The organism is uncultured Nonlabens sp. (genome assembly GCF_947495285.1).
Lineage (GTDB): Bacteria > Bacteroidota > Bacteroidia > Flavobacteriales > Flavobacteriaceae > Nonlabens.
On the sequence record NZ_CANLXZ010000030.1, the window covers coordinates 31,186 to 44,101 of the forward strand.

Annotated in this window: 8 protein-coding genes; 2 read left to right on the forward strand and 6 right to left on the reverse strand. The window is 33.3% G+C overall.

All coding sequences use genetic code 11. The features are described 5' to 3' along the window. Window positions 1-33: 33 nt before the first annotated feature. Complete coding sequence (locus Q0838_RS11780) at window positions 34-3,750, forward strand: metallophosphoesterase (RefSeq protein ID WP_298955268.1); 3,717 nt, start codon at window positions 34-36, stop codon at window positions 3,748-3,750. Between the two features lie 67 nt (window positions 3,751-3,817). Then, window positions 3,818-3,994, forward strand: coding sequence for a hypothetical protein (locus Q0838_RS11785; RefSeq protein WP_298955271.1), 177 nt, complete (start codon window positions 3,818-3,820; stop codon window positions 3,992-3,994). 930 nt (window positions 3,995-4,924) lie between these two features. On the opposite strand, the gene Q0838_RS11790 is transcribed toward Q0838_RS11785, so the two are convergent. From Q0838_RS11790 to Q0838_RS11815, 6 genes are all read right to left on the reverse strand, one after another. Beyond that, on the reverse strand, window positions 4,925-5,509 hold the full coding sequence (locus Q0838_RS11790; protein ID WP_298955274.1) for a hypothetical protein: 585 nt from the start codon (window positions 5,507-5,509) through the stop codon (window positions 4,925-4,927). Window positions 5,510-5,516: 7 nt separating this feature from the next. Beyond that, complete coding sequence (locus Q0838_RS11795) at window positions 5,517-6,587, reverse strand: OmpA family protein (protein WP_298955277.1); 1,071 nt, start codon at window positions 6,585-6,587, stop codon at window positions 5,517-5,519. Between the two features lie 62 nt (window positions 6,588-6,649). Then, window positions 6,650-7,051 (reverse strand): thiol-disulfide oxidoreductase DCC family protein, encoded by a 402-nt coding sequence (locus tag Q0838_RS11800; RefSeq protein ID WP_298955279.1) that lies wholly within the window; start codon window positions 7,049-7,051, stop codon window positions 6,650-6,652. Beyond that, a complete protein-coding gene (locus Q0838_RS11805; protein ID WP_298955281.1) occupies window positions 7,052-9,232 on the reverse strand; it encodes a DNA mismatch repair protein MutS in 2,181 nt (726 codons plus the stop codon). It lies immediately after the preceding gene. Window positions 9,233-9,484: 252 nt separating this feature from the next. Continuing rightward, window positions 9,485-9,958, reverse strand: a complete 474-nt coding sequence (gene rlmH, locus Q0838_RS11810; RefSeq protein WP_298955284.1) for a 23S rRNA (pseudouridine(1915)-N(3))-methyltransferase RlmH — start codon at window positions 9,956-9,958, stop codon at window positions 9,485-9,487. Window positions 9,959-10,003: 45 nt separating this feature from the next. After that, window positions 10,004-12,844, reverse strand: a complete 2,841-nt coding sequence (locus Q0838_RS11815; RefSeq protein ID WP_298955287.1) for a VIT domain-containing protein — start codon at window positions 12,842-12,844, stop codon at window positions 10,004-10,006. Between the last annotated feature and the right edge of the window lie 72 nt (window positions 12,845-12,916).

Genomic DNA, 12,916 nt, shown 5'->3' on the forward strand with positions numbered 1-12,916 from the left:
TGTTTGGGCTAAAATAATATGATTCTCAAACTTATGTCTAAAAATAACATTCTTTTATTATTAATAGCATTATTTATTACTGGTTGTGCCAGTTTTAAGTCTCATTATAAAAGCGAGATTCAACAGCAGTTCCCTTCTGGGCTAGATATAGAAAAGTCGTTTTATCTTATAGGTGATGTAGGTAAGTCTCCCTTAGGAGGAAAAAGTGATGGTTTAATTGCATTAGAAAATTACATTAAATCTCAAAATACAGAGAATGATCATCTTATATTCTTAGGAGATAATATCTACCCAGTAGGTATGCCAGAAAAAGATACCGATTTTAGACCTATTGCCGAAAACCATTTAAATGCTCAAATAGAGGTTGCAAAAGTATTTCAAGGTTCTACAGTTTTTATACCAGGTAATCACGACTGGTTCCATGAAGGACTGGATAATGTAAATCGTGAAAAGGAGTATATAGAAAAAGCACTAAATAATAAGAATATTTGGGAACCTAAAGTAGGTTGTCCTATCAATAGTATCGACATGAATAAGAAAATTCAACTTATCATAGTAGACAGCCAGTGGTATCTTGAAAAATGGGATAATCATCCCACTATTAACGATAATTGCGATCAAATTAAGACTAGAGAGCAATTTTTCTTAGAGATAGAAGGCGAGTTAAAGAAAAATCAAGATAAGACTATTGTTTTTGCATTGCACCATCCATTATATACTAACGGTATACATGGCGGCCAGTATGCAGCAATTAAGCATTTATACCCATCGCAGTCTGCATTACCTGTTCCTATTTTAGGTTCACTAGCTACACAAATCAGAACAAGTGGCGGTGTTAGTGCTCAAGATAAACAAAATAAGAGGTATCAAGAAATGACTAATAGAATTTCTACTCTAGCGAGAGCATCTGCCGCAACCAGAATAATTTTTGCTAGTGGTCATGAACATACATTACAATACATAGAAAATGATGGAATACGACAGATAGTATCTGGTAGTGGAGCAAAGCAAAGTTATGCGACCCTAAGCAATGACGGTCTGTTTTCTTACGGTGGTATGGGATTTACTCGACTAGATGTTATGAAAGATGGGAGCAGCTGGGTGCGATACTATGGTTTTGAGAATGGAAAAGAAAAATTACTGTTTACTTATGAGGCTATTAAAAAACCGATAGAATTTGATTTAAAGAAATTGCCAGAGGATTATCCCGCTTTCGCGAAAGCGAGTATATACAATCAAGAAAGAGTAGAAAAAAGCGCCATGTTTGAATCTGTCTGGGGTAATAAATACAGAGACCTCTATGGGACTAAAATTAATGCAAAGGTAGCAATTCTAGACACCTTAAAAGGAGGACTGGTAGTAGAAAGAGCCGGTGGAGGACATCAAACTCGCTCATTGAGACTCGTTGCAAAAGATGGAAAAGAATACAATTTAAGAGCACTTAAGAAAAGTGCCGTGCAATTTTTACAGACTACAGTTTTTAAAGAAAACAGCGTGGCACAATCTTTTGAAGACACGGCGGCCGAAGATCTTCTCTTTGACTTCTATACAGCAGCACACCCATATGCAGCATTAACACTACCTAAATTAAGTGATGCGATAGGTGTGTATCATACAAATCCAGAAATTTATTTTGTGCCTAAACAAGTGGCTTTAGGAAATTATAATAATAATTATGGTGATGAACTTTACATGCTCGTAGAAAGACCAGAGGAGAATCAAAAAGACATCGCTAGTTTTGGTCACCCTGATGATATAGAAAGTACTGCAGATGTTTTTGAAAAAATAAGAGAAGACGAGAAATTTAAAATAGATCAAGCAGCATTTGTAAGAGCACGTATGTTTGATATGTTACTAGGAGACTGGGACAGACACCAGGATCAATGGAGATGGGCGCAATTTAAGAAGGATGGTAAAAGTACTTTTAAACCTATTCCTAGAGATAGGGATCAGGTTTTTTCTAATTTTGATGGTGCTTTATTTGCCACTCTAAGAACTATGGTAGGTTTAACTAAACAGTTTGCCACTTATGATGAAGAGCTAGATAATGTAAAATGGTTCAATAGTGCAGCATCTTACCTAGACCGCAGTCTAGCACAAGAAGCAAATAGAGATATGTGGATAGAACAAGCACAATATATTCAAGATAATTTAAGTGATGAGGTTATAGAAGCAGCATTCAAAGAATTACCTGCCGAAATTTATCCAGATAAATCCACTAAGAAGATTATCAATAACATGAAAATACGTCGCGGTAATATCGTAAAAATTGCTGAACGTTATTATAATTATCTATCAGATCTCGCTATCGTAACAGGAACAGATAAGGATGATTATGTAGTTGTAGATAGAGTAGAAGATGGTAAGACTAGAGTAACTATTTATAGAAATAAAGATGGCAAAAAAGCTGATGTTGTTGTAGATCGCCTATTCCTAGCATGTGATACTAAAGAAATTTGGGTATATGCCCTAGATGATGATGACATCATAGAAGCCGTAGGAAATGGTAAGGACCGTATAAAGGTTAGAATTATAGGTGGACAAAATAATGATATTTACAACCTAGAAAATGGAAAGTCTATTTCTATTTATGATCATAAAACTAAAAAGAACACCTTTACAGATAAAGGTGGTGCTAGAGTTAGATTATCTGACAGCTATAAAAGAAACTTGTATGATCCACGCAAGAGTATTTTAAAGTCTAATGTTCTCTCACCAGCTATAGGTTTTAATCCAGATGATGGTTTTAAAATAGGTATTCAAAATACATTTACAGTAAATGGATTTAATCGCAACCCTAATACTAGAGTACATCAAATAAAAGCAGGTTATTACTTTGCTACACAGGGTTTTGATATTAACTATAATGGAGTGTTTGCTGGCGTATTTAACCATATCAATCTTACTGTTAAAGCAAGGTTCTCTAATCCTACCTTTGCAGAAAATTTCTTTGGTTTTGGAAATGAAACCGTAAATCTAGACGACGATCTGGACTTTGATTTTAATCGTGTGCGGTTGAGTGAGATTTCTGGTGGAGTAGGTGTAAGCTATAAAGGTGAATATGGTTCTAATATTAAAGGTGGAATAGAAATACAGAGTTTTGAAATAGAAGAAGACGAAGGTAGATTTTTAGAAACAGAATTTGCTAGTCCAGAAGAAGATCCCGAGTTTTTTGAACGTAAATGGTTCTTAGAATTAAATGGAGGTTATAATTATGAGAGTTACGATAATACTTTAAACCCTACACGAGGGATGATTTTTGATATAGCAGCTGGAATAAATGCAGACAAGGATGATTTAGGAAATACCTTTGGTTTTATTAAACCTAAACTAGGTTTTTATAACGCTTTAAATCGCAGCCGTAATCTTGTTCTTAAAACACTTACACAAGCCACTTTTAATATAGGTAACCAGTATCAGTTTTACCAAAGTGCCCAGCTAGGACAGAACACTGGTCTTAGAGGTTACCGTACTCAACGATTTTCTGGAGAGAGTGCTCTCGCTGGTAATGCAGATGTAAGGTACAGTTTTAATGAGTTTAAGACAGGTTTTGTACCGTTACAGATAGGAATATTCGGTGGTGCTGGAGTAGGTCGTGTGTGGCAAGATGGCCAGAGTAGTGATAAATGGCATAATGATTACGGTGGTGGTTTCTGGGTAAATAGTTCTAACGCAATAGGAGCTACATTCAATTTGTTTACCGGAGAAGATGGTTTGAGATTTAGTTTTCAAGTTGGATTCAGTTTCTAAAGTCAGAATTTTAAAAATGATTTATAAGCCTTCTCGGTAATTATCGAGAAGGCTTTATTTTTACCATATGAATAAAAAAGGATCGATTTATATGATTGCTCTAGGTAGTATCATAGTATTATTAGGTGTTATAATGTACCTTACAAAAATAGTAGGGGCAAAAGGTATGATAATAATAGGCTTTTTTACAGAACTAGTAGGCGTGTACTATTATTGGCAAAATAAAAAAACAGAAAAAAAGTAACTTATAGATCAGTTGCAATGGAGTTTTCTCTACAGGAAAATCTAGTTGTTTAAATTACTCAGTGAGTTAGTTATTTCCTTAAATTAAACTTTTTAAAGAAAGGATATGAAATAAATTGAAGATTAAGGTACATTAAACTGTATCAAATAACTACTTAATGATCCCTGTAGGTAATGGCTATTAAGCAAATATATAACAGCTAGATGGTTTTATATTTAAAAGATGTGGTCCTTTAAAAGGTCGTAAAAATTCAGTTTATATACATATAATCATGTGAAAAGTGCAATAGCAAACACATTTTTCACAAAATCATACTTCATTTACAAAACGTATTGCGTGTTTCTTTTGAGATGAGTAAAAGTATATAAAGTATTCCAATAGGTAAATGTTTAAGTATATTACAAAGTACAGCCTGCTATTGTATATAGAAAGTATGCACTTTAATGAAAAGCAGTCAGAAATATTCATGTAGACCTATTTTGCAGTTAGGGGAAAAGAGGAAACTGAACTAGAAAGAAGTTATGATTTAAAAAAAGAAAAAGGTAGTAATAGCAAATCACCATAAAGTGAAAAGAGCTTATATAAAGTGGTTTAATGACTATTCTATTAAATCTTTAACTCCTTTACTGGAAGACTCCATGAGTACCTTTACTAAAATATTAACAGATATTGAGTAGCAATGGGTTGATATTAAAAAAAAACTGCATATCATTAAATTATGCAGATAAAATCTAGACCAGAACAATATTAAATCATGGGAGTAAATGATCTATTCATGCTTATTTTGATCAGTTTTGATTTATAATAAATGGCTCTCAATTTTAAGATGTCATATTTTTATAAAATAAGTACTAGAATGGTAGGAACTAATCCTATTTTACCAAAGTCAAATCAAAGGCTATCTTTATAATTCAAGAGGTAAATTCAAATTTATACTTCTGTACTTTTATGTTCATCATTCCTCATTAAATCTTTTGCCTGTCCTTTCCAGTCGTCGCGGTTTATCCTACTTGGAAAAAAATCAATAACTTTGGTTATCGCATTGATATCGATATCAGTCATTTTGGCTAACTGTGAGTAGTTATAAATACCTATCGTGTTTAATTTTTCTTCTACATTGCTACCTATACCAACTATCTTTTTTAAATCATCTGCTTGTGATTTATCTCCCATACCTATGTTAGAGAAGTCTAATACTTTATGAGCTATTTCGGTTTTTACTTCTTGACTTAGTTTACCGGCTCTTTCCCTGGTTTTCATAGCTCTTATTTTACCAGGTTCACTTATGTCTGCTATTTCTACACGATATATGTCGGTATTATCGTGATCTGTAATCACTTTTTTTGTTAGTGTATTAGTGTCAGTAACCGTGTTTTCTTTACTGTATTCTTTGTTTACAATTAAACCAGTAATATCTGCACCTGATTTTCCAGAAAGAAAACCTATAATAAACGCTCCTAGCATCATTAAAAAAATTACTACTAGTAGACTGCTATTGTTTTCAATAAATTCCATAACTACTTTATTTAACTTTTAAAATAACACATTTATTATTACCTATTCCATCCACTATTTTATCACCCATAGCTATAGATTTAATTTTATGGGCAGGAATACCAGATTGTGCTACTATACGTTGTGCTGTTTCAGAATTTGTTTTTGAAATAGACATATTATCTATGGCATTACCTACAGGGTCTGTATAGGTATATATCTCAATTTTTTTGCTGGGATTATCCTTTAAATAACTTTTAACTAGACTAATATAGGAAGTAAAGGTTTGATTGCTGTAAAAGTAATCTCCTTTAAAACCAGTGGTAAACTTCTTGTAAGCATAAGGTCCATCAGGTTGTGTAGTTTTAATAGTTACTTCTTTATTTGTAGGAATGATAGAGGTAAAAAGGGGATCGATATTATTTATGCGCATTAAAACGCCACCTTTTGCAACACCATTGATATAATTAATATCTTGAAAAGAAGCATTAGTATGTAATCGAGATCTATCGATACCTATTCCTAATAGTAGCTTTTTAATATATTCTGCACGCTGTTTACCTAGGTCAGAAGGCTCCTCTGGTGAGCTATATCCTGTAAGGGTAAGAGAAGATTCTTTGTAGAGAGTTAATATTTTTTTAATTTCCATACCATAATTAATACAAGCATAAGGTATTTTTACATTACTGCGATTTTTATAAATACGAGTAAATAGATTACAAGGTACAACCGCTTCACTTGCTTCATTAAATACAGAAAACGGTAATGCCTCATATTTTAAAGAGGCTTGTTTTATATCTTTAACGTTACTGGTCTCTTTTTGATTTGAAAGAGGTACCTCATCATCACTAGTATTAATAGATTCTACCCTAACAGAATCTATCGTATTTTGATTTTCTTTAAAATCTATACCTTCTTGAATTAACGTAGTATTCTTAATAGTTTTTTTAGGGGTTGTTGTATTTTTATTTAACGTAGAATGTAATGACGGTATATGTTCATGATCTTTTTTTAAATCGTTAAAAAAATATCCTAATACAAGAAAACATCCCATACAATAGAATAAGAATATTAAAAATCCAGGCACAAAATTTTTCACGTAAATATATTTGCCCTAAATATACTATCAAACTGTTAAATAATTAACGTTTAGAAGAGTTTCTATAAAAATTTAGATGTTAAATTAGGTGTAGGAATCATGCAACTCTCTTTTTTACCGAACCATTTGTAACGATTTCTTGCTATGAAATCATATATTTTGTTAGAGATAAAACTAGGAATGATCTTAAAGGCATAGAGTAATGGCCATAAATGGTTCAAATGTTTTGCGATGTTTAATGCGGCATCCGCTTTCGCGAAAGCGGAATCTCCACTAATCAATACAATAGAATCTATTTTAGAAGGATCTATATTGTGTCGAGAAAGCAACACTTTACCGATATAGCTATCTAAAGAGGTAAATCTAAAACGATCCTTTTTATCACGTTTTATAATAAACAATATGGCACTATTACAAAGATTGCATACACCATCAAATAGTACTATATCATGATTTTTTTCCATTTATTTACCGACTTTTTCTAGTTGTTCTAGAGCTACTAAGGTGGTGAAAAAACCGTAATTAACTGTAGCTTTTCCTTTTTCTATCTGGTCTATGGTACCTATAGATTTAGAACCAGATAGTCTCACACGATCATTTAATTTAAAGACAACATCTGGTACTTTTTCTTCTTTAACTTGAGATACTTTGGCTTTTATTTTTTCTGTTCTTATTTTTTGAACCTTCTGTATCACCTCGTGTTCTACTTGTTTTTGTTTCCCTTTTTGTTGTTTTACAGCTTTGCGGTTAGGAGCAGCCTCTTTTTTTAAAGGTTTACGTTTTACATTTTCTGTAATAACCAGCTTCATAAGCTCGTCTAGTAATAGTTTTTTCTTTTTGTTGTTCTCAAAAGCCTCTGCCAGGCCATCAAATTTTTTACCTAATTGAATATAGCGCTGGTAACCGTCATAAAGTTCTTGAAAATCTTGCAGTTTTTGCTGTACACGTTCCTGTGTATCTTCTAGTTTATTAGCACGCTGGGTTGCTTTTACCTCTTTATTTTGTAAGCTTTCATTATTACGTCGCAAGTTAGATCGTTCTTTTTGTAAAGCTGCAATAGACTTGTCAAAACGTATTTTGCCACGTTCTACCTTTTTCTTTGCTTTATTAATTAAAGAATAAGGAATACCATTCTTTTGTGCCACTTCAAAGGTAAATGAGCTACCGGCCTCACCTAATTGTAACTGATAGATAGGTTCTAAAGTGCTAGAATCAAAGAGCATGTTTGCATTAGTCATTTCTGGCAACTCGTTTGCAAGCATCTTTAAATTAGTATAATGCGTGGTAATGATACCATAGGACTTGCGGCTGTTTAACTCTTCTAGCATACTTTCTGCCAGGGCGCCACCTAGTTCTGGATCAGACCCTGTACCGAATTCATCGATTAAGAAAAGCGTTTTATCGTTTGCGGTTTTAAGAAAACCGCGCATATTTTTTAATCGATAACTGTAGGTACTTAAATGGTTATCTATACTTTGATTATCACCTATATCTGTAAGTACGTGCTCAAAAACACAAATTCTACTTTTTTCATGTACCGGTATCAACATACCAGTCTGTATCATTAATTGAAGTAATCCTATAGTCTTTAAAGTAATGGATTTACCACCTGCGTTAGGTCCAGAAATAACTATAATTCTATTATCTGGCGCTAGTCTGATAGTCTGAGCATAGGTAGTCTCGCCACGCTCATTATTTGCTACCCATAATAAAGGGTGATAAGCGTCTACTAGTTCTAGTTCTTGATGGTCTACCATCATGGGTAAACATCCTTTTATTTTGCGACCATATTTAGCCTTTGCAGCTATAATGTCTGTATGAGTAAGATAGGTTCTGTACTCTTCAAATTCTGGGATAAAGGCACGTAAAAAATCAGTCAGTTCTTTAAGAATTCTTTGGATTTCTTCTAGTTCTTCTATTTCTAATTCTGACAGCTTTCGCGAAAGCGTTAACACGCGTTCTGGTTCAATGTAGGAGATGCTCCCAGTCTTAGAGCTACCCATCATTTTACCTTTTACCTTGCGTCTGTACATGGCTTTTACGGCTAGTACACGGCGGTTTTCTACTACAGATTCTCTTATTTCATCAAGATAATCCAGTTGTCCATAATGACTTAATGCCTGGCCAAAGCTACCGTTAAGCTGGCCTCGCACGGTATTCATCTCGCGTCTTATGTTTTTTAAATGCGGTGATGCGTCATTTTTAATATCACCAAAACGGTCCATAACCAGATCTACCTGTGTAGGTATGATGTCGTTATAAGTGATGTGTTCTAAACGCTTGTATAAATTAGGGAAAAATTCTTGTAACTTCTTAAAGAATTTAATGTGCTCGTTTACGGTACGTGGTAATACGGCTAGTCTTCTTATACTTTCTTTATCTAGGGTACTGTTATCGATGCCTAATAACTGTAGCTCTTTTTCTATAATATCAAAGCCGTGATTAGGTATGCGATGCTCGCTAGAAAAAGACCATAAATACTCGTTAGTAAAGGCAAGTTCTCTTTCTATTAAGAAGCGTTTTGTAAAAGGTTTTAAAGTAGTAATGGCGGTTTTACCATCTTCTGTAATACAATAAGCACTAGCCTGTTGTAGGACTACATCAAACTCTAAATCCTGAATCGTTTTGTTAGATATTTTTCTCATAAAAGTCTTACAAAAATAAGCTAGGATGGAATGGTTCTAGCGGCATTTTACAAGAAATTAAGTAAAGAGTTGAGAAAATGAACTCTAACTTTAAAGAATGTCGAATATTGAATAATGAATTTTAAAGTTTAACGGCGTTTGATTAAACAATAAGGTTTTGCGCTGTAAAAGCTAGGACTTATGACTTAGGATTTATGAATAAATATAGATTCAAATCTTTTCTTTTAAATTTAGTTCATGAAAATAATAAACCTACTCATGATGATAAGGTTCATTTCTCAAAATGGTAAATGCTCTGTAAATTTGTTCTACAGCAAATAAACGGACCATTTGATGAGAGAAAGTCATGTCGCTTAGGGACAATTTTGAATTTGCTCTAGAATATACGTCTGGAGAGAAACCATAAGGACCACCTATTATAAAAACCAATCTCTTCAACCCAGAAACACTTCTTTTATTAATCAACTCGGCAAATTGCATGCTGGTGTATTTCTTGCCTTTTTCATCTAGTATGGTGACAAAATCACTCTTTTCTAGCTTATTTAAGATCAATTTTCCTTCTTCGTTCTTTTGTTGGTCTTCACTTAGATTCTTAGTCTTTTTAAGATCTGGTATGATCTCAAGATCAAAATTAATGTAATGACCTAATCGGTCTACATACATTTTAGTGAGTTGTTCTATGCGAGAATCGTCTGTTTTACCTACGGCAAGAAGTGTAATTTTCATACTGCAAATTTATAGTTTTTGATCAATTCATTAAATGCTCAAATATTAAAAAGTAATTTTTGCAACGACTTCTATATCGTCTTTGTGTGTTAAACGTATTATTTTAAGTTCTTTAGTTTCGTTAGGTCTCCCATAATTTCTGATTAGTGTGATTTTCATAAAAGTAGGGTTTTCTACTTTTTGATAACGATCTCCATAATACTTTACTTTGATGTAATAATCTCCTTTTTTGGCCTGACTTAGTGTGAATTGCTCTGGGCCAAATCCTTGAGTCATATCTTTGCTTAACTGTCCGCCCATTTTTGTAGTAGGGTGACTGTAAAAACATTCTTCTAGATTAGGATCTACGATGTGTAAATCTATATCGGTATCGTTGTGATTCCAGTCTACTAAGATTCTAAGATCATAGGTTTCTTCTTTTAATAGTTCTTTATCTACTGTTACATCTTTTAAATCGTTCTGGTACTTGCTCGCTAGTCTTTTTAACTCTGTTCTAGAGATGCTTTCCATAGAAGGGAATACTCTACGATTTCCTTTTTCATAGATTTTACCAGTAATAATATCGTGGTATAAAGCAAATGCTTTTTTACAAAGTCCAGCAGTTTCATATGCAATAGCAAGATCTCTGTAAGATTGAGAATCTTCTGGGCGCAATTCTAATACACGATTAAAGATAAAAATAGCTTCATATAATTTTGCTTGCTTTTCTAACTGATATCCATAAACCTTAAGCAATTCATAATTGTCAAAATCAATCTCTGCGACATTAGATAGAATACGATCTGCAAAAAGGGTATTGCTTCTTTCTTCTCTGAAAAAGTGGGCTACATCTATGAAGTACGCCGGTTGTTCTTTATAATTTTCTCTATTTGTTAAATACAATTGATAAGCTGCTTCTACACTATTAGTTGCTCTCAAGGCTGTTAAATAAGGAACTTGCACTTTTCTATCGGATACTACCAGCTGTTTTAATACTTGTTTTCTACTTTCTTGCTCTGCTCTCAATAGGTTTTGTTGATTTGTATTTTCATAATCTCTAGTGGTTGAGGGATAGCCTTGTACAACTATTTCATCTAACTCTGGCTCGGTTTCTAATGCTCTTGGTGCTTCTTGCATCGCTGGAGCAGCTGGATAGTCTTCTGAATTTATGAACCTGTTAATTCTTGTATTTGTAGTTCTATCGCTATAAAGAGAATTTGTTTCTCTAGCTTGAATGTTATTATAAACTCCTTGCTGTCCAGAACTTGATTCAACATTAAGTCCAGACGTCTGACCTTGTAATCTTTGGATTACGCTAGAATTAGGTCGGCCTGGTGGCGGAGTTTGATCTTCCATTTCATTTTGAAATACTTCAATCAACTTATTTTTTGCTTTATCATTATTGTTTGCCATAGCTATAGAATCTCTTTTCATTTGTGCGATGGCTAGGTCGTATTCCTGCTTTAATTCGGCAGGCGGTTCTATTTTATATCGTAGGTAATCACGTACTTCTTCTAGAACAATAAGAGAAGTGAAGTCGGTAACTAGCTGGTACTGTACAGCAAGATCTGTAATTGCTTTTTTGTTCTCTTTTTTATTTAGGGCAAGCTCTGCAATTTTTTGCTGTGCCCAGTATTTTTTAATCTGTTTTTGATTATTTAAATCCTTACTAATCTTAATGGTTTTTCTTAAGGTTACTTTTCCGTTGTATCCATAAAGTAGATGTATAGACTCACCGGCATTTACATTTTTACCATAAAGACTGAAGTTATTATCAATAAATTGAGTTGCTCTAGGTAATATCTCTATTTGTTTATTATTTGAGACATATCCTAAATATTCTAACGGCATATATTTAATCATATCATAAGCAGCTGCCGTGTCGTAAGTGACAAGATTTATGTAATTACCACGAGATGCTCGAGCCCACTTTTTTAATAATGCTGCATTAGATTTTTTTAAACTATTAATTATAAATACCGGTGCGTCTGGATAAAAGTCAGAATTGCTCAAAGTTTTTAAACCATCAGTAAATAGAAGGTAAGCATCTGTATTAGATTTATTTATGATGTTACTGTAGTCTGTGCCGCCATCATATGTCTGATTTTTTAAGATCTCTTTTAAAGTATTCCATTTTCCATTTCTAATTTTGATATCAGATAAATGAGTCATTATTTTATTGCTAAAAATCTGTAGGTTTACTTTAATATCTTGATTTTCTTTAAAGAAAAGATTTAAAAAAGCGAGCTCCTTTTCTATCTCACGATCTTTCATAGACAGCGATGCGTCCCACAAAAGAGTTACTTCCTTCATAGAGGCACGTTTCTTTTTTAAGTTAGAAAATGTCTGGTAATAATAGAAATGATCACCAGAAACAGAAAGTTGATCATTTTGAATATCTGTAGGTATTTTGATTTTAAGATTAGTATCTGCTCTAAATTCTTCTAACCTTAAATCGGTCACGTAATTATGTTGCCAGTCTGTAAATTTTAAACCAGATAACTGACCATCTACTAGTACAGGCTTTTTAGACTGGTCTAGAAACTCTATTCTTAAATGAAAATCATCTATTCTGCTCTTGAATCTTAACGGCAGCTGGTAATAATGAGCTTCATTTTCATAAGTAAGTTCTTGTTCATAGGCTAGAACTACATGTTTATGCCCATTTGCAGGAATAGGATAGATGCGTGCTTTATAATTATTACCAGTTCCTTTTTCTAATAATGCAGGGTCTACACCACGACGTACCACTTCTTCAAAGGCTATGCGTCCTAACTCTTTATCTACCACAACGGCATCTCTTAATGTGCCATTTACATCTAGTGCAAAACGAGATACTTCATGTCCATCACCTAGTGGGAAATTAAGCTCACCTTCTAGTATGTGAGAAGTAGGATTGTAAAACAATCCTGTCCTAAATAAATTTAAGACATATCAAACCTAACCATTTTACTGGTTTGATTAGCTGTTTTATTGTTT